Source organism: Nocardia sp. CDC153 (assembly GCF_035818515.1).
Lineage (GTDB): Bacteria > Actinomycetota > Actinomycetes > Mycobacteriales > Mycobacteriaceae > Nocardia.
In genome coordinates this window covers 1481400-1499610 of the sequence record NZ_JAYKYU010000001.1, presented here as the reverse complement: position 1 = coordinate 1499610, position 18211 = coordinate 1481400, and the positions used below count along the sequence as shown (strand labels likewise).

The 18211-nt window shown below is 68.1% G+C and carries 19 protein-coding genes and 1 pseudogene; 6 read left to right on the top strand and 14 right to left on the bottom strand.

The window, feature by feature from the left end:
- Positions 1-124: 124 nt before the first annotated feature.
- A complete protein-coding gene (locus tag VMT65_RS06890) occupies positions 125-1516 on the bottom strand; it encodes a glycine--tRNA ligase (protein WP_326307080.1) in 1392 nt (463 codons plus the stop codon).
- Positions 1517-1731: 215 nt separating this feature from the next.
- On the opposite strand from VMT65_RS06890, the gene VMT65_RS06885 reads away from it, so the two are divergent.
- Both VMT65_RS06885 and VMT65_RS06880 read left to right on the top strand, forming a co-directional pair.
- Positions 1732-2127, top strand: a complete 396-nt coding sequence (locus VMT65_RS06885; protein ID WP_326307079.1) for an ArsR/SmtB family transcription factor — start codon at positions 1732-1734, stop codon at positions 2125-2127.
- A 3-nt stretch (positions 2128-2130) separates the two neighbouring features.
- Positions 2131-2544, top strand: coding sequence for a Fur family transcriptional regulator (locus VMT65_RS06880; protein WP_326307077.1), 414 nt, complete (start codon positions 2131-2133; stop codon positions 2542-2544).
- A 97-nt stretch (positions 2545-2641) separates the two neighbouring features.
- On the opposite strand, the gene VMT65_RS06875 is transcribed toward VMT65_RS06880, so the two are convergent.
- Entirely contained in the window at positions 2642-3835 is a 1194-nt protein-coding gene (locus VMT65_RS06875) for a hypothetical protein (RefSeq protein WP_326307076.1), read from the bottom strand.
- Between the two features lie 103 nt (positions 3836-3938).
- On the opposite strand from VMT65_RS06875, the gene VMT65_RS06870 reads away from it, so the two are divergent.
- The gene (locus VMT65_RS06870) at positions 3939-4568 is read left to right on the top strand and encodes a TetR/AcrR family transcriptional regulator (RefSeq protein ID WP_326307075.1); all 630 of its coding nucleotides are present in this window, start codon (positions 3939-3941) and stop codon (positions 4566-4568) included.
- 18 nt (positions 4569-4586) lie between these two features.
- Here VMT65_RS06870 and VMT65_RS06865 read toward each other — a convergent pair whose 3' ends face one another.
- Both VMT65_RS06865 and VMT65_RS06860 read right to left on the bottom strand, forming a co-directional pair.
- A complete protein-coding gene (locus VMT65_RS06865; protein WP_326307074.1) occupies positions 4587-4994 on the bottom strand; it encodes a hypothetical protein in 408 nt (135 codons plus the stop codon).
- Positions 4991-5794, bottom strand: coding sequence for an isoprenyl transferase (locus VMT65_RS06860; RefSeq protein WP_326307073.1), 804 nt, complete (start codon positions 5792-5794; stop codon positions 4991-4993). The genes VMT65_RS06865 and VMT65_RS06860 overlap by 4 nt, the downstream gene beginning before the upstream one ends.
- Positions 5795-6055: 261 nt before the next feature.
- Between VMT65_RS06860 and VMT65_RS06855 the strand changes: the two genes are divergently transcribed.
- Positions 6056-6478 carry a YjdF family protein gene (locus VMT65_RS06855; RefSeq protein WP_326307072.1) on the top strand — a complete coding sequence of 141 codons (423 nt, stop codon included), beginning with the start codon at positions 6056-6058 and terminating at the stop codon, positions 6476-6478.
- Between the two features lie 127 nt (positions 6479-6605).
- On the opposite strand, the gene recO is transcribed toward VMT65_RS06855, so the two are convergent.
- Positions 6606-7415, bottom strand: a complete 810-nt coding sequence (recO, locus tag VMT65_RS06850; protein ID WP_326307071.1) for a DNA repair protein RecO — start codon at positions 7413-7415, stop codon at positions 6606-6608.
- Between the two features lie 489 nt (positions 7416-7904).
- Between recO and VMT65_RS06845 the strand changes: the two genes are divergently transcribed.
- Positions 7905-9311, top strand: a complete 1407-nt coding sequence (locus tag VMT65_RS06845) for an amidase (RefSeq protein ID WP_326307070.1) — start codon at positions 7905-7907, stop codon at positions 9309-9311.
- Between the two features lie 77 nt (positions 9312-9388).
- Here VMT65_RS06845 and era read toward each other — a convergent pair whose 3' ends face one another.
- The 5 genes and pseudogenes from era to VMT65_RS06820 form a co-directional block, all read right to left on the bottom strand.
- Positions 9389-10348, bottom strand: coding sequence for a GTPase Era (gene era, locus VMT65_RS06840; RefSeq protein WP_326307069.1), 960 nt, complete (start codon positions 10346-10348; stop codon positions 9389-9391).
- 149 nt (positions 10349-10497) lie between these two features.
- Positions 10498-10815 (bottom strand): annotated as a pseudogene (locus VMT65_RS06835) (cytidine deaminase); the annotation flags it as partial.
- Positions 10808-12133, bottom strand: coding sequence for a hemolysin family protein (locus VMT65_RS06830; protein WP_326307068.1), 1326 nt, complete (start codon positions 12131-12133; stop codon positions 10808-10810). The gene VMT65_RS06830 and the pseudogene VMT65_RS06835, both read right to left, overlap by 8 nt.
- Positions 12130-12687, bottom strand: coding sequence for an rRNA maturation RNase YbeY (gene ybeY / locus VMT65_RS06825; RefSeq protein WP_326307067.1), 558 nt, complete (start codon positions 12685-12687; stop codon positions 12130-12132). The genes VMT65_RS06830 and ybeY overlap by 4 nt, the downstream gene beginning before the upstream one ends.
- Before the next feature lie 22 nt (positions 12688-12709).
- A complete protein-coding gene (locus VMT65_RS06820) occupies positions 12710-13771 on the bottom strand; it encodes a PhoH family protein (protein WP_326307468.1) in 1062 nt (353 codons plus the stop codon).
- 350 nt (positions 13772-14121) lie between these two features.
- Between VMT65_RS06820 and VMT65_RS06815 the strand changes: the two genes are divergently transcribed.
- On the top strand, positions 14122-14571 hold the full coding sequence (locus VMT65_RS06815) for a hypothetical protein (RefSeq protein ID WP_326307066.1): 450 nt from the start codon (positions 14122-14124) through the stop codon (positions 14569-14571).
- Here the strand turns inward: VMT65_RS06815 and VMT65_RS06810 are convergent.
- From VMT65_RS06810 to VMT65_RS06795, 4 genes are all read right to left on the bottom strand, one after another.
- A complete protein-coding gene (locus VMT65_RS06810; protein WP_326307065.1) occupies positions 14555-15295 on the bottom strand; it encodes a 16S rRNA (uracil(1498)-N(3))-methyltransferase in 741 nt (246 codons plus the stop codon). The two genes, VMT65_RS06815 and VMT65_RS06810, sit on opposite strands and share 17 nt — an antisense overlap.
- A gap of 4 nt (positions 15296-15299) precedes the next feature.
- A complete protein-coding gene (dnaJ, locus tag VMT65_RS06805) occupies positions 15300-16457 on the bottom strand; it encodes a molecular chaperone DnaJ (protein WP_326307064.1) in 1158 nt (385 codons plus the stop codon).
- Between the two features lie 35 nt (positions 16458-16492).
- Positions 16493-17533 carry a heat-inducible transcriptional repressor HrcA gene (gene hrcA, locus VMT65_RS06800; RefSeq protein WP_326307063.1) on the bottom strand — a complete coding sequence of 347 codons (1041 nt, stop codon included), beginning with the start codon at positions 17531-17533 and terminating at the stop codon, positions 16493-16495.
- Between the two features lie 88 nt (positions 17534-17621).
- Positions 17622-18209 carry a thioredoxin family protein gene (locus VMT65_RS06795; RefSeq protein WP_326307062.1) on the bottom strand — a complete coding sequence of 196 codons (588 nt, stop codon included), beginning with the start codon at positions 18207-18209 and terminating at the stop codon, positions 17622-17624.
- Positions 18210-18211: the final 2 nt, after the last annotated feature.

The following is an 18211-nucleotide window of genomic DNA, read 5'->3' as shown; positions in this document are numbered from 1 at the left end:
GGTCATGGGCCGTTAACACGAGTAGTGCTGTACCCAATTTCTCTACAGCGCCCCGAATTTCGGGGGCAATGGCATAAAGAAAAGACCGGTCAGATGTTGACCGGTCTTTCCAATGGGGGCTGAATCAGGCGCCGATGAGGCGCGTAGCCAGGTAGCCCTCTACTTGATCGAGAGCGACGCGCTCCTGGGCCATCGAGTCCCGTTCGCGCACGGTGACAGCCTGGTCTTCCAGCGTGTCGAAGTCGACCGTGATGCAGTACGGGGTGCCGATCTCGTCCTGGCGACGGTAGCGGCGGCCGATTGCCCCGGCATCGTCGAAGTCCACGTTCCAGTTCTTCCGCAACTGCGCGGCGAGGTCCTTCGCCTTCGGCGAGAGGTCCGCGTTGCGGGACAACGGAAGGACAGCCGCCTTGACAGGGGCGAGCCGGGGATCCAGGCGCAAAGTGGTGCGATCCTCCACCCCGCCCTTGGCCGTCGGGACCTGCTCGACGTGGTAGGCATCGACCAAAAAGGCCATGAGAGAACGGGTCAGACCCGCCGCGGGCTCGATCACGTACGGCACGAAGCGCTCGCCCGTGGTCTGGTCGAAGAAGCTCAGATCCGTTCCGGAATGCTCGGAATGGGTCTTCAGGTCGAAGTCGGTGCGGTTCGCGACGCCCTCGAGCTCACCCCACTCGCTGCCCTGGAACTGGAAGCGGTACTCGATGTCCACCGTGCGGGTGGAGTAGTGCGAGAGCTTCTCCTTCGGGTGTTCGTAAAGGCGCAGGTTCTCCGGGTCGATGCCCAGATCCGTGTACCAGGCCAGACGGGTGTCGATCCAGTACTGGTGCCACTGCTCGTCCTCGCCCGGCTTGACGAAGAACTCCATCTCCATCTGCTCGAACTCGCGGGTGCGGAAGATGAAGTTGCCCGGGGTGATCTCGTTGCGGAACGACTTGCCGATCTGCGCGATGCCGAACGGCGGCTTCTTGCGCGCGGTGGTCTCGACGTTCTTGTAGTTGACGAAGATGCCCTGCGCGGTCTCCGGGCGCAGGTAGTGCATGCCCTCTTCGGACTCGATCGGACCCAGGTAGGTCTTCAGCATCATGTTGAAGTCCTTGGGCTCGGTCCACTGGCCGACGGTGCCGCAGTCCGGGCACACGATCTTGTCCATCGGGACCGAATCCGGGTCGTCGATCTTGTTCTTCTCGGCGTACGCCTCCTGCAGGTGGTCCTGCCGGTGCCGCTTGTGGCAGTTGAGGCACTCCACCAGCGGGTCGTTGAACACCGCGACGTGGCCGGAAGCCACCCACACCTGACGCGGCAGGATGATCGACGAGTCCAGGCCGACCACATCGTCGCGGCTGGTCACCATGGACCGCCACCACTGCCGCTTGATGTTCTCCTTGAGCTCCACGCCCAGCGGACCGTAATCCCAGGCCGACTTCGTTCCGCCATAGATCTCACCGCTCGGGTACACGAGACCCCGACGCTTGGCGAGATTGGCGACGGTGTCCACCTTCGACTTGGGTGCCACTGAACAGTTCTCCATCCGTGTCCGGAAGATTGAAAGGATTGGGTCAAGACTATCTGGAGCGTGCGAGCCCTTTTACACCGCCGCCCCACCCACTTCCCCTAGCCTTCGCGCCCCGCCGCCACCGCGGCGGGGCGCGAGAACGTCAGAGTGTCATGTTTGACATGCGCAACCTTGCATATAAGAATGGCATCGGTTTCCAATAAGGAGTTGGTTCGATGACCACCGAGAGCGGTGCGCCCCTGCGGCGCTCGCAGATCGCGACGGAGACCCCGGCCGCGATCCCTCACGACCCGTACCCGTACCGGTCACCACAGCCCCCGGCCGTGCCCTCACGCACCATTCTCGACTCCGCCGGAGAGCTACTGCGCGCGCTGGCCGCGCCGGTACGCATCGCCATTGTGCTGCAGCTGCGCGAATCACCGCGCTGCGTGCACGAACTGGTCGACACCCTGGGGGTGACCCAGCCGCTGATCTCCCAACACCTACGGATCCTCAAGTCCGCGGGCGTGGTGCGCGGTGAGCGCACCGGGCGCGAGGTCATCTACGAACTGGTCGACGAGCATCTCGCGCATATCGTGATCGACGCGGTCGCGCACGCCGAGGAAGGGTGATCCGTGGGAACTAGCGAGAAGACCGTCGGGGTCCGCAGCACGCGGCAGCGCAGCGCCATTGCCGCCCTGCTCGCCGACGTCGACGAATTCCGCTCCGCACAGGAACTGCACGACGAGCTCCGCAAACGCGGTGAGGGCATCGGCCTGACCACGGTCTACCGCACCCTGCAGTCGCTGGCCGACGCCGGACTGGTCGACGTGCTGCGCACCGACACCGGCGAATCGGTGTACCGCCAGTGCTCCACCGGCCACCACCATCACCTGGTCTGCCGCCAGTGCGGGAGCACCGTGGAGGTGGAGGGACCGACCGTCGAGGCCTGGGCCGATTCCATCGCCGCCGAACATGGCTTCACCGACATCTCCCACACCATGGAGATCTTCGGCACCTGCAAGGACTGCTGCCACGCCAAGGGCTGAGACCACGCAGAACGACGAGCGCGCCCCCGCGTAATACGCGGGGGCGCGCCCCATTTCGCCATCCCGGCGGCCTCTCGTCATCCCGGCGGGGTTCGGATCACACGGCAGGGAGCGCGTCGGCGGCGGGTGCAACCGCGGCCGGGCGCGAGGTGCGAGCGATGCCGATGCCCAGCAGCGCGAGAGCGGCTGCGGCCCAGCACAATAGGACGGTCAGCGGCCCTGCGATCGAGGCGTCGCCGAAGAAGGCGGCCGAGCGGAGCAGGGTGGCGGCGGCACCGGGCGGGAGCAGCTGGCCGATCGTGCCCCACGGCTTCGGCAGCAGCTCGGGCGCGGACGTGGCTCCGGAGAACGGGTTTCCGACCAGCAGCATGGTCAGCGCGGCCACCCCGATCCCCGCGGGCCCGATCGCGGCGGCCAATCCCGCCACGGTCCCGGCGACCGCGAACGACACCAGCCCGCTGATCGCCGCCATGGTGAGATACGAGCCCGGCAGCAGATGCAGCCAGCCCTGCACGATCGACATGCTCAGCAGCCCACCGACAATCGCGAAGGTGGCCAACCCGAGCACCCGCGCCCGCACCGACGGCACCACCAGGGTGAGCAGCACTCCCCCGGCGATCCCGGACATGACCAGCGGCAGAACCATTGCGCCGAAACCTGTTCCGCGCGGATCATGCGGATCGGCCGCGACCACATCCTGAGCCGGAGCGGCCCGCATCCCGCCCAACTGCTGCGCGAACCCCGAGAGCTGCTGCGCCACAATCGGGCTCGCGGCCGAGGCGATCAGGACGCGGGGCTGGCCGTCGGTCAGGATGGCCCCGTAGACATCTCGGTGCGCGATGGCGTCACGAGCCGCGGATTCGTCTGCGACGGTACGGATATCGAAGCCGCCGGGCTCACGGGCATTCAACTGCTGGGCGACCGCGGTGGCCTGCGGGCCGGTGACGGCAATGGGCAGATCCCGGGGTGCGATGCGGGCGGCGGGCCACGCGAACGCGATCAGCATCAAGGCCTGAATGGCGGCTGCGGCAAGCCCGAGCGCGAGGGCGCGGCGAGCGGCCGACCTCGGGCGAGGCGAATCACCCTGCTGCCGAGCGGAATCCGCGGACGATCCGGCGGATTCCGATACCGGCGGGGTGACATCCCCGACCGGGCGAACCGAATCCGCGAACGAAGACGCGGGACCGGCGGGCAGGGCGTCATCCTCGAGCTGCCTCGTAGCCCCTGCCGGTGGCAGGGCGGAGTTGGCGGCGGGGCGGGGGACTTGGGGTGAGCGGCGCGCTGTGTTCATGGCGAATCCCAAAGAAAGCGAAGGTTCGTTCTTTTAAGTTGGGACAAGGCTGACACCCAGCTGTCACCTTGTCAAGAACGGATATTCGTTTTACTTTGGGCGCATGCCCAGAGTCAGCGAGGAGCACCTGGAACGCCGCAGGCAGCAGATCCTCGACGCCGCCCAATCCTGCTTCGCCCGCAAGGGCCTGCACGCCACCACCATGCAGGACGTCTTCGCCGAATCCGGGCTCTCCGCCGGTGCGGTCTACCGCTACTTCAAATCCAAGGACGAGATCATCGCCGCCCTCACCTCCGAGGTGGCGACCGAACTCCACTCCGCCCTGTACGAGGCGGTGCACAGCGATCCCCTACCCCGCCCCGCCGAGCTGATCCGCACGGTCGCGGAGTCGATCGTCAAGCTCAGCACGCCGGGTGGTCCGGTCCGGCTCATTCCGCAGACCTGGGCGCTGGCGCTGACCGATCCCCAGATCGCCGACTATGTGCGCACCACGCTCGGCGGCGTGCGCCGACTATGGCACGACTACGCCCTGCGCATGCGCGAAAACGGCTGGCTACCAGCCGATTCCGATACCGACGCGGTCGCCAAGACCCTGTTCGGCATTCTGCCCGGCTTCATGCTGCAACACCTGATCATGGGCGACGTGGACCCCGACACGGTGTACCGGGGCATCGCACAGCTCTTCCCGGAGCAGCACGCCACGGCCACCGTCGTGGAAACCACGTCGTCCTGATCGGAATCCGCGAATCCCCTAGGGCAGCAAGCCCTGGCGGGCCCGGCTCGCACCCGAGAGCGTGAGCAGCAGGATGGTGGCGAGGGGCTCGTCCTCGAGTCCGGCGGCGGGGAAGGTGTAGCGCAGGATCACATCGGCGAGCTTTTCGCGGGAAACCACGGTGAGCGTGCCGAACTGGAGCGCGGCATTGCGTTCGGCGACGCGCTTGTGCAGCTGCGGTTTCACCGGACGATCCCAGGCCAGAATGCACATGAGCGCCAGCACATCCAGCCCCGGCGACAGGTTGACCCCGCGCAGCGAGCACAGTGCGCCCTCGTATTCGAAGCCGAGCGCGCCCTCCTCCTCGCGCACTTCCACGCCGTAGCGCAGCAGCAGGGCGCGGGCGCGGTCCTGGAGTTCCTCGGCGGGGGTGAGCTGATCGGTCATTTCACGCCTCCGAATCGGCGGTCGCGCTTGGCGTATTCGAGGCACGCGTCCCACAGGTTGCGGCGATCGAAATCGGGGAAAAGGGTTTCCTGGAAGACGAATTCGGCGTAGGCCGCCTGCCAGATCAGGAAGTTGGAGCTGCGCAGCTCACCGGAGGGGCGCAGGAACAGGTCCACGTCCGGCATATCGGGTTCGTCCAGGTAGCGGGCGACGGTCGCCTCGGTCACCTTCTCCGGATCGAGCTCACCGGCCGCCACCCGGCGCGCGATTTCCCGTGCGGCATCGGCGATCTCGGCGCGGCCACCATAGTTGACGCACATGGTGAGGGTCATCACCGTATTGTCCTTGGTGAGCTCCTCGGCGACTTCCAATTCCTTGATCACGCTGCGCCACAGGCGCGGTCGCCGCCCCGCCCAGCGCACCCGCACACCCATCTCGTGCATCTCGTCGCGGCGGCGGCGGATCACATCGCGGTTGAAGCCCATGAGGAAGCGCACCTCCTCCGGGCTGCGCTTCCAGTTCTCGGTCGAGAACGCGTACGCCGACAGCCACTTCACGCCCATCTCGATGCAGCCCTCGACGGTGTCCATGAGCACCGCCTCGCCGCGCTCGTGCCCGGCGGTGCGCGGCAGCCCGCGCTCCTGCGCCCAGCGCCCGTTCCCATCCATCACCAACGCCACGTGCTTGGGCACGAACTCCGCCGGAATGGCGGGCGGCTTCGCCCCCGACGGATGCGGCGACGGCGGCCGCACGACACGCTGCTCACTGGACGACTTCCGAGTACCGATCACGCCCCCCATCCTGCCCGACGGCCCCAACCCCCGAACGCCCCCCACGGCATTCCCCGCGAACCTCCACATTTCCTCCACCGCGCACCCGGGTTTCGAAAACTCGGTTTCGGATCGCACCGAATCTCACTAGGCTGCCCTCCCGGACGAGCGAAAACACGGTCCGGTCGGTAGTCCGGGCGCTCGCTGTGCGAGTCAGTAACCTCCCTCCCAGGGTGTCCGGTTCGTCCTCTCATCGCGGCATACGCCGCACCACAACCATGGGAGGTACAGATGCCGAGCACGTTCAGCGTGTTCTACGACGGCCAATTCTGGGTCGGGGTCCTGGAGATCACCGACGGCTCATTCGTGCGCGCGGCCCGCCACGTCTTCGGGGCGGAGCCGACCAATGCCGAACTCGAGGAGTTCGCGATCAAGCACTCCGGCCCGCTGTTCGACCGCGCCCTGGCCGCACCCGCCGTCCCCGCCGGGACCCGGCCCACCGCGACGGTGAATCCGAAACGCCTGGCCCGCATGGCCGCTCGCGAGCAGGCGGCCCGCCCCCTCACCTCGGCCGCCCAGGACGCCCTGCGCCTCGCCCACGAGCAGGCCGGACACGAGAACCGCGCCGCCGCCAAACGCCGCCGCGCCGAGGCAGCCGAACAACAGCGCGCGGAGGCTATTCGCAAGCGAAAGGCCAAGCGCCGCGGGCATTGACAAGGCCAACGGCCCGCCGCGCTCACAGCCCCACCGCACTCACAGCCGAATCGGCGGCCTCACCACGCTCGCGGCACAATCGGCGGCCTCACCACGCTCGTGGTCGAATCGGCGGCCCGCCGCGCCGTCAGCCGAGGACCGCTCGGGGCCGCTCGTCGACCGCGGCGCGGTCCACGGCCTCCACCCGCTCGACGGCGGCGTGGGGGCGGGTGCGTTCGATCAAAGGGAGGGTGCGCAACTGGCGTTCGAGGTGCCATTGCAGGTGGGCGGCGATGAGGCCGCTGGCCTGGCGGCGCAGGGTGGTGGGGATGGCCTCGACACCGGTCCAGTCGCCGCGATTGAGGGCGCTCATGTGGTCGAGGACGCCGAGCATCGGGGTGGCCGCGCCGGGCGGGCGACAGTGGACGCAGACCGCGCCGCCCGCGGCCACATGGAAGGCGCGGTGCGGGCCGGGGGTGGCGCAGCGGGCGCAGTCGTCGAGGGCGGGTGCCCATCCGGCGAAACCCATGGCGCGCAACAGAAATGCGTCGAGGATCAGTTCGTGCGGGCGACGGCCGAGCGCGATGGCGCGCAGTGCGCCCGCGGTGAGGGTGTGCAGGCAAGGGGCCGGTGCGCCCTCCTCGCCCGCCAGGCGTTCGGCCGTCTCGAGGACCGCGCAGGCGGTCGTGTAGCGCCCGTAGTCGGCGACGATATCGGCGGCGAAGGTCTCGACGGTATGAACCTGCGTGACGGTGTCGAGATTGCGCCCCGGATGCAGCTGCACATCCACGTAGGCGAAAGGCTCCAGGCGAGCCCCGAATTTGGAGCGGGTCCGCCGAACCCCCTTGGCCACGGCCCGAACCAGCCCGTGCTGCCGGGTCAGCAACGTGACAATGCGATCCGCCTCGCCCAGCTTGTGCTGGCGCAGCACCACCGCATGATCCCGATATAACCGCACCGCAACAGTCTCGCACGCGGGACCGACCGGGCGACGACGAGTCGATGGGCGTGGTGCCGATTAGAAGTTCGTTGGTGCGCGATTGGCGGCGGTCCGCATGCTGGGGACGACCCCGAGACACGGAGTCGGATCCCATTCCTCCGGAGGAGCTCCCGTGCGACAGACCCCCGCATCCCGGTTCCCCCGGACCTCCGCGCCCAGGTCCCTGACCTCGGGCCGGAGTGGGCGGCCCGTCGTGTGTCCTGTCGCCCGACCCCGGAGGGGTGGGCCGGACGACAGGTCGCACGATGGCGGGCCATCCAGCGATACGACCCGACCCTGAGGGCCGCCAAAGGCGCTCGGGCATTGGACACATCGGCCGCGTTCTGCTCTCCGCGGTGCCGATGAGGCGTGATCGGCCACTGCCCGGCCGATCACGCCGTTCCTACGTTGGACGTGTGACCAGAATCGCGCTAGGTTACCCACGGGTACGAAAGAGACGGGATTCACATGACTTTGGCGTCGGTTGGCGAGCTCGGGCTGGGGGAACTCGCGGCGGCACTGGCGGATGGCAAGCTCACCTCGGTCGAGGCGACGACGGCCGTGCTGGACCGGATCGAGGCGAGCCAGGGCGCGCTCAATGCCTTTCGGATCGTGCGCCGCACCGAAGCACTCGCGGAGGCCGCCGCGGCGGATGCCAAACTCGCCGCCGGGGAACGGGCGCCGCTGCTCGGCGTGCCGCTGGCCATCAAGGACGACACCGATTTGGCCGGCACCCCAACCGCTTTCGGCTGCGGCGGCGACTTTCCGGTGAAAACCGAGGACGCCGAGGTGGTTCGGCGGCTGCGCGCGGCCGGGGCCGTCATCGTCGGCAAGACGAATACCTGTGAGCTCGGTCAGCTGCCGTTCACCAGCGGAGAAGCCTTCGGGCACACCAGGAATCCGTGGGGCGCGGACCACACCCCCGGCGGCTCCTCGGGCGGCTCCGGCGCGGCCGTGGCCGCCGGATTGGTGCCCGCCGCACTGGGTTCCGACGGCGCGGGCTCGGTGCGCATCCCGGCCGCGTGGAACAACCTCGTCGGCATCAAGCCCCAGCGCGGCCGCATTTCGACCTGGCCGCTGCCCGAGGCGTTCTACGGCCTCACCGTGAACGGCCCGCTCGCCCGCACGGTCGCCGACGCCGCGCTGCTGCTGGACGCCGCCGCCGGACCCCACCCCGGTGACCTGCACACCCCGCCCGCCCTGCGCGTCTCCGATGCCGTCGGCCGCGATCCGGGCCGCCTGCGTATCGCGCTCTCGCTGCGAATCCCCTTCACCGCCACCAAGACTCGGCTCGATCGCGAGGTCGAGGCCCGCGTGCACGCCACGGCGAACACGCTGCGCCGCCTCGGCCACGAGGTGACGATCGCCGACGTCCACTACGGAATCCTCGCGGGCGCGAGCTTCCTGCCACGCTCCCTGACCGGCGTCGACCAGGCCTTGAAACGCCTCCCCGGCGCGCAGGTGGACCCCCGCACCGTCCACAATGCCGCCGTCGGCCGCCTGCTGTCCCCACTGCTCTTCGCCGCCCGGCAGGCAGAACCGTTGCTGCGCATGCGAATCGGCCGCATCTTCAACGACTTCGACCTGGTCCTGGCCCCCACCACGGCCACCCCGCCCCCGGGCGTCACCGAGATCGACGGCATCGGCAACTGGGCCACCGACGAACTCATCACCGCCGCATGCCCTTACACCTGGCCGTGGAACGTCCTGGGCTGGCCCGCGGTGAACGTCCCCTCCGGCTTCACCGCCACCGGCCTCCCGGTCGGCTCCCAACTGATGGGCCCCGCCAACTCCGAACCGCTCTTGGTTTCGGTAGCCGCCCAACTCGAATCCGAACTGTCCTGGCACAAAACCCGCCCCACCCCCTGGTGGTGAAACGCGAGTGGCACATCATGGAGGGGAAATCGGACAAATCCCCTCCAGGATGTGCCACTCGGCGGATGCTTCGCGGGTCAGAAGCCGAGCTTGCCGAGTTGCTTGGGGTCGCGCTGCCAGTCCTTGGCGACCTTGACGTGCAGGTGGAGGTAGATGCGGGTGCCGAGGATGTGTTCGATCTGCTTGCGGGCGTTGGTGCCGACCTCTTTCAGGCGCGCACCGCCCTTGCCGATGATGATGGCCTTCTGGCTCGGGCGTTCCACGTAGAGAAGGGCGTGGACGTCCAGCATGCCCTCGGTGGAGCGGCGGCCGTCGGTGTCGGTGTCCTCGTTCTCCTCGCGTTCGAGGACCTCCTCGATGACCACGGCGAGGGAGTGCGGGAGTTCGTCGCGCACGCCTTCGAGGGCGGCCTCGCGAATGAGCTCGGCCATGAGGACTTCCTCGGGCTCGTCGGTGAGCTCGCCGTCGGGGTAGAAGGCGGGACCTTCGGGCATCTGGGAGGCGATGACGTCGATGAGCACCTCGACCTGCTCACCCTTGACCGCGGAGACCGGAACCACCTCGGCCTCGGGGCCCAGCAGCTGGGAGACGGCCATAAGCTGGTGGGCGACCTGGTCGCGGCTCACCTTGTCGATCTTGGTGACCACACCCAGCAGGGTGGTCTTGGGCGCCATGGTCTTGACCTGCTCGACGATCCAGCGGTCGCCGGGGCCGATCTTCTCGTCGGCCGGAATGCACACCGCGATCACGTCGACCTCGGAATACGTATCGCGCACCAGGTCATTGAGCCGCTGACCCAGCAGCGTGCGCGGCCGGTGCAGGCCGGGGGTGTCGACGAGGATCAGCTGCGCGTGCTCGCGGTGCACGATGCCGCGAATGGTGTGCCGGGTGGTCTGCGGACGCGAGGAGGTGATGGCGATCTTCTGCCCCACCATGGCATTGGTCAGCGTGGACTTGCCGGTGTTCGGCCGCCCGACGAAACACACGAAGCCGGAACGGAATTCAGGCTGCTCTCGATCGGAACCCTGGCCGCTCATTCGAAAACCTCCGATTCGGTGTCGAGGTCGAACCCCGCCGGGACAGCGCCCTCCCCGGCCACATGGCGCTCGCCGGCCGCGTTGTCGGCCTCGGATCGCAGGGCCGAGATGGGATTCTCGACGCCGTAGGTGTCGGCCGCGTCCAGCACGTCGAACACCGAGCCCTTGGCATCGGTGAAAATGATTCGCGCGGAAGGCGATACCTCACGCACCGCCGAAACACCCGGATCCGACAGTTTGCCCGCGACCACCACGGCCGCTTCGAAACCCTCAGCGCCACTGGAGATCGCGGCCGCCACGGCCGCCTGCAGGGCGGTCAGCTTCAGCGCCGACAGCTCCACGGTCCCGGCCGCGTAGGTGCGCCCGTCGGTATCGCGCACGGCCGCGCCGCCCACACCGCCGGTGCGTCCCATGGCGCCGCGCGCGAGGACCGCCAGCTTGTTGTCCTCGGCATCCAACTCAATCATCGGCCTCTCCATCCTCGTGTGCGCCGCCGACCGGCTCATGTTCCGCGGGTTCGCTTCTCGACTTCTCGGCGGCCTTGCGCACCACCACGGTGTGGATGCGCATGCGGCCCCGGGCGTCGGCCCCGCCCTCCCCCTTCAATTGCAGGCCGTGAATGACGGCCTTGGAGCCGGGCAGCGGCACGCGGCCCAGCGCATGCGCGAGCAGGCCGCCGACGGTGTCGACGTCCTCGTCCTCGATCTGCATGTCGAACAGCTCGCCCAGGTCGTCCACCGGCAGTCGGGCCGAGACCCGGTAGCGGCCGCTGCCGATCTGCTCGATCGGCGCGATCTCGTCCTTGTCGTACTCGTCGGCGATCTCGCCCACGATCTCCTCGAGAATGTCCTCGATGGTGACCAGCCCGGCAATGCCGCCGTACTCGTCGACCAGCAGCGACATGTGATTGCGGCGACGCTGCATCTCGTCCAGCAGCGCGTCCAGCGGCTTGGAGTCCGGCATGAACACGGCCGGTCGCATGACCTGCCGCACCTTCACCTTTCGACTCCGATCCGCATACGGCACAAGGTCTTTCAGGTAGACGACGCCGAGAATGTCGTCGACGTTCTCGCCCACCACCGGAATTCGCGAGTGCCCGGACCGCACCGCCAGCGACATCGCCTGCGCGGCGGTCTTTTCCGCCTCGATCCACACCATCTCGGTGCGCGGCACCATGACCTCGCGGGCGGGGGTGGTGTCCAGTTCGAACACCGACTGGATCATGCGGCGCTCGTCGGCGTCCACGACACCGCGCTCGCCCGCCAGATCCACCACCTCACGCAGCTCGATCTCGGAGGCGAAGGGGCCGTTGCGGAATCCCTTACCGGGGGTGATCGCATTACCGATCAGGATCAACAGTCGACTGATCGGACCGAGCAGCGAGCCGATCGCCTGCAAGGGCAGCGACGCGCCCAGCGCCAGCGAATACGCGTGCTGGCGGCCCAGCGTGCGCGGCCCGACACCGATCACCAGATAGTCGACCAGCACCATGACCGCCGCGGTGATCAGCAGTGCCGGGGCCTCGTCGAGCCAGTCCATGAGCACCGCCGCCAACAGCACCGTCGCCGTGATCTCGCACGTGAGCCGCAGCAGCACCATGAGATTCACATAGCGCGGCCGGTCGGCGATGATGCGCGCCAGCCGCGCGGCCCCGGTGCGCTCGGCGCGCACCAGATCCTCCACGCGCGCGGGCGAAATGGTGTTCAGCGCCGAATCCAGCGCCGCGAAGACACCGCCCGCCGGGACCAGGACGATCGCCAGCAGGAGCAGAACGAATGAATTCACGCCGGGCCCAGCGGATCACCGGTCGAGTCGGTGAATCCGGTCTTGCCCAGCAGCTGCTGATCGCGGTCGGCCAGCTCGGCGCGGCGCATCTCCTGGCGGACATGCTCGTACCAGCCCTCCAGCAGGGAGGCCTGGAGCGCGAACATCTCCTTCTCCTCCTCCGGCTCGGCGTGGTCGTAGCCGAGCAGGTGCAGGACGCCGTGCACGGTCAGCAGCGCCAGCTCGTGATCCATGGAGTGCCCGGCCTTCTCGGCCTGCTGGGCCGCGAACTCCGGGCAGAGCACGATGTCGCCGAGCATGGAGGGACCGGGCTCGGCGGCGTCGGGCCGCCCGCCCGGTTCCAGCTCGTCCATGGGGAAGCTCATGACGTCGGTCGGACCGGGCAGGTCCATCCAGCGCATATGCAGATCCGCCATGGTGTCGAGATCGACCAGCACCATCGACAGCTCGGCCGCCGGATGGACGTCCATCTGACCGATCACGAAGCGCGCGACGCTGACCAGTTCTTCTTCGGATACCTCGATACCCGATTCGTTGGCGATCTCGATACTCACCCGAACAGCCTAGAGTGCGAGCTCAGTGTCGCTCTCCTCGGCTCGCGGCACGTCGCTGTGCGCGATTGCCCGGATAGTGGACCGCCGCCGGTGGCCGCGAGTCCGCCTCGTACCGGTCGTACGCGTCGACGATCGCCCCGACCAGGCGGTGGCGAACCACATCCGCGCTGGTGAGCTCGGCGATATGGATGTCCTCGATGCCGTGCAGGATCTCCGTCGCCGCCCGCAGACCCGAGCGCGAGCCGTTCGGCAGATCGATCTGGGTGATGTCACCCGTCACCACGATCTTCGACCCGAAGCCCAAGCGGGTGAGGAACATCTTCATCTGCTCGGCCGTGGTGTTCTGCGCCTCGTCCAGAATGATGAACGAGTCGTTGAGCGTGCGACCGCGCATGTAGGCCAGGGGTGCGACCTCGATGACTCCGGCCTGCATGAGCTTCGGGATCGCCTCGGGATCCATCATGTCGTGCAGGGCGTCGTAGAGCGGGCGTAGGTACGGGTCGATCTTCTCGTTGAGCGTGCCCGGCAGGAAGCCCAGCCGCTCACCCGCCTCGACCGCGGGCCGGGTCAGGATGATGCGGTTGACCTGCTTGGTCTGCAACGCCTGCACGGCCTTGGCCATGGCCAGATAGGTCTTGCCGGTACCGGCCGGGCCGACGCCGAAGACGATGGTGTGCGCGTCGATGGCGTCGACGTAGCGCTTCTGATTCAGCGTCTTGGGTCGGATGGTCTTGCCGCGCCGGGACAGGATGTCCAGGCTCAGCACCTCCGCCGGGGAATCCGAGGAGCCCTCGGTGAGCATGGAGTAGGTGTGCCGGACCGCCTCGGGGCTGACCACGCGATTGCGCGCGGTCAAGGCCACGAGCTGTGCCACCACGCGTTCCGCCAGCGCGACATCGGCGGGCTTGCCGGTCAGCGTGACGGAATTGCCGCGGACATGGATGTCGGCATCGAGGAGGCGCTCGAGTTCACGCAGGTTCTCGTCAGCGGAACCCAGGAATCCGAAGACCGACTCCGGTGCCAATTCGATGCTGGAACGAACGGTCCGCCCCGCCGGTCCGGAACCGTTGCCGCCGCCCCCGATGGCGGCAGTAGGGATGCTCTGATCGCCGATTTCGCCTGGGTTTCTCAAAAGTGCCTATGGCCTGCTTTCCGGTCTCGATGCCGTTTTCGTTGACAGAAGTTTACCGCCGCCCACCGACACCGCCCAGTGAATAAGCCGCTACCAGCAGGCGAAACGTCCCGACGCTATGCAACTGCCGCACCCCCGAATCCATTCCGTGCCGCAACCGGGCGATGCGCGGCACTGACCGTAGACTCCCGGCAGTGTCGGAATCCTGGATACCACTCCGCCGCGGAGGCGAAAGCAGGTACATCGACTGGATCGCGAGGCGTAGCGGACTCCTGCTGGGAGTGACCGCGACGCTCGGCGGCATGTTCACGCCAGTGTTCGGTGTCGAAGGTGCATGGAGCGACCACTGGTCGTTCACCATGCTCGAACTCGGGCGGGCGGGTGCACCATTCGCGCCCCTGCTGATCGTGGGCGCGGTGGCGATACTGGCGCTGACGCTGCTGCCGGACCGGCCCGACCCGGCGGGATCGACACCGCCGCCAATGCTGATCGGACGGTGCCTGATCGCGCTGGCACTGGCCGAGGTGATCGGTGTGGTGTTGGTCCTGTCCATTGGATTCGCACTGGCACAGTCGATTTACGGCAGTACCGGATATACGAAGAATTACACCTATCACGAACTCCGAGATGAGTTTCCGATCCGGACCACGACCGAGTACCACTTCGGGTTGCTGCTGCTCGCGGTCGGCATGGTGTTGATCCTTGTCGGTGCCTTCGACCGCTGGCGTAAGGCGGCTACCAGCGCGGAGTGAGTGCGCCCAGGGCTCCCAGGGCGACGGCGGCGGCCGTCGAGGTGCGGAGGACGGTGGGGCCGAGCAGGACTATGTCGGCACCGGCCTCGGAGAGGGACTTCAGTTCGGAATCGTCGAGGCCGCCTTCGGGGCCCACGATGAGGATGACTTCCGGGACGTCGGCGAAGGACAGGTCGGTCAGGCGGGATTCGCCCGACTCGTGGAGGGCGGCCACGATCGCGCCGGAAGCCTTGGCGGCGCGGACCAATTCGAGTAGGTCGCGGGTGGTGTGGAGGTCGGCTACGTCGGGGATGTAGGCACGGCGGGATTGGCGGGCGGCCTGCTTCGCCGCAGCGCGCCATTTCTCGACGCCCTTGCGGGCCTTGGCTTCCCAGTTGGAGACGCAGCGCAGGGCCTGCCAGGGGACGATGGCGTCGGCGCCCGCCTCGGTCATCAGCTCGACCGCGAGTTCGGAGCGGTCGGATTTGGGGAGGGCCTGGACCACCGTGACCTGCGGGGTCCAGGGCTCCGCGACGCGCTTGGTCAGGACCTTCAGTTCGAGGCGATCCCTCGCGGCCGCAACCACTTCCGAGTCGGCGAGGGTGCCGTGGCCGTCGGAGAGGGTGATGGGTTCGCCCACTCGGATGCGGCGGACCGTGGCGGCGTGGCGGCCCTCGGGGCCGTCGAGCACCGCGGTCGCGCCCGGCTCGGGGATGTCGTCGAGGTAGAAGACGGTGGCGGCCAAGGGATCAGCGTCCGCTGAAGGACGCGCGCAGGCGCGCGAACAGGCCCGAGTTGTGCTCGGACTGGGCGGTCATCACCTCGGTGTGCTCGTTTATCCGCATGCCCTTGTACTTGCGCAGCAGGTCGGCCTGCTTGGCGTCGAGCTTGGTCGGCACCACGATGTCGAGGTGCGCGATCAGATCGCCGCGGGAGCTGGCGCGCAGCTTGGGCATGCCGTGGCCGCGCAGCACCGACGCCTCGCCGGGCTGGGTGCCCGCGGGAATGGTGAGCTCGACCGGGCCGTCGAGGATGGTGTCGATGACGACGGTCGTGCCGAGCGCGGCGTCGACCATGGGGACGCGGATCGTGCAGTGCAGGTCGTCGCCGTCGCGCACGAAGGTGTCGTGCGGTTGCTCGACGATCTCGACGTAGAGGTCACCGGCGGGACCGCCGCCCGGGCCGACCTCACCCTGCGCCGCGAGCCGCACCCGCATGCCATTGGCGACACCGGCCGGAATCGGCGCGGCGATCTCGCGGCGCGAACGCACGCGGCCGTCGCCGCCGCACTTGCGGCAGGGATCGGGAATGGTCTCGCCCGCGCCACGGCAGGTGGGGCACGGCCGCGAGGTCATGACCTGGCCGAGGAAGGACCGCTGCACGGTCTGCACTTCGCCCGCGCCGCCACAGGTTTCACAGCGCACCGGCTTGGAGTTGCCATTGGTGCCCGCGCCCTGGCACAGATCACACAGGATGGCGGTGTCGACCGTCAGGTGCTTGGTGACGCCGACCGCGCACTCCTGCAACGACAGTCGCGTGCGCAGCAGCGAATCCGCGCCCGGCTGCACGCGTCCGCGCGGCTTGCGGGAGCCGCCGCCGGAGGCGTTCATGCCGCCGAAGAACGCCTCGAACACGTCGCCGAGGCCGCCGAAACCGGCTCCGGAGAACCCGCCGCCCATGCCGCCGCCGGACTCCAGCGGGTCGCCGCCGAGGTCGACGATGCGTCGCTTCTCCGGGTCCGACAGCACCTCGTAGGCGCTGGAGACCTCGCGGAACTTCTCCTGGGCCGACGGATCGGGGTTGACGTCGGGATGCAGTTCACGCGCCAACTTGCGGTAGGCGCGCTTGATCTCCTGGTCGGTCGCATTGCGTGCGACGCCGAGCAGTGCGTAGTAGTCCCGTGCCACGTGCGCTCTCTAGTCCTGTTTCGTCTCGTACTTGCTCACCGTTCGGCGAGTACTTCACCGATGTACCGGGCGACGGCCGCCACCGAGGCGATCGTCCCCGGGTAGTCCATGCGGGTCGGCCCCAATACCCCCATACCTCCGAGCACCGTACCGGGCATCCCGTATCCGGTGGACACCACGGCCGTCCCGCGCATCTGCTCGAGCTTGGTCTCCTCGCCGATCTGCACCGTCACCGTACCCGGCACCTGCGCGGCGGCCAGCAGCTTCAGCACGATCACCTGCTCCTCGAGGGCCTCCAGAACCGAACGCAGCGAGCCGGGGAAACCATTCCCGGCGAAGTCGGCCGCATTGCGGGTGAGGTTGGCGGTGCCGCCGAGGACGAGTCGCTCCTCCGGATGCTCGACCAGGGTCTCGACCAGCACGGTCGAGACCCGGATGAGGACGTCGCGGAGTTTGGGTGGGGCGTGCTCGGGCAGTTCGGCGACCGAGGCGGAGGCGGCGGCCAGGCGCTTGCCCTCCATGGCCTTGCCCAGCATGCCGCGCAGCGCAGCCAGGTCGTCCTCGCTGATCACGTTACCCAGATCGACCAGGCGCTGATCGACACGTCCGGTGTCGGTGATCACGACCAGCAGCAGCCGGGCCTGGTTCAGGGCCACCACCTCGATGTGGCGCACGGTCGAGGCCGACACCGTCGGGTACTGGACCATGGCGACCTGGCGGGTCAGCTGGGCGAGTAGTCGGACGCCGCGGCGCAGCACATCGTCGAGATCGACACCGCTCTCCAGGAATTCCATGATCGCGCGGCGCTCGGCGTTGGAGAGCGGCTTGACCTCGGAGATGTGGTCGACGAACTGGCGGTAGCCCTTGTCGGTGGGAATGCGACCCGAGGAGGTGTGCGGCTGGGCGATATAGCCCTCGGCCTCCAGCACCGCCATGTCATTGCGCACGGTCGCACTGGAAACGCCCAGGTTGTGCCGCTCTACCAGGGTTTTGGAACCGATGGGCTCCTTGGTCGCGATGTAGTCCGCCACGATGGCCCGCAGGACCTCTAGACGTCGCTGTTCGGTGCTCGACATGGCCCCACCTCCTCACTCGCCTTCGGGTTACCGGAGCAATTCACTCAAGTTTAGTGGCCCGTTAGCAAGTTGCTGCGCGACCGCCCGGTCAGGCGCGCGGGGTGACCCAGCCGCCCGGTGCCCCACCCGCTTTCCACTTGATGCCGCATCCGACGCTCGGAGTGTGCGGTTCGGGGACCGGTTGCCCGGCGAGCACCAATTCGACGGCGGCGCGCAGGGACGAGCCATCGACCGGCTCGTCGTTTCCGGGTGTGGCCGCGTCGAACCGGCCGCGGTAGGCCAGGCGGCGGTCGGCGTCGAACAAGAACAGGTCTGGAGTGCACGCCGCCTGGTAGGCCCGGGCCACCTCCTGCGACTCGTCGATCAGGTACGGGAAGCGGAAACCGGCCCGCCGCACTTGATCTCGCAAATGCGCGGCATCGTCGTCGGGATAGTTGACCGTGTCATTGCTGCAGATGGCGACCGTGGCCAACCCGCGCTCGGCCAGCTCCGCAGTGACAGCGGACAACCCGTGCTCGATGCGCCGCACGTAGGGACAGTGATTCGACAGGAACACCACCAGGAGCGCCGGTTCCTTGCCAAAGCTTTCCAGCGAGACCTCGGACCCGTCCACCGCGGGCAAGCTGAATTCCGGTGCGGGCGTACCGATGGGAACCATGAACGATGCGAGCGCCATAC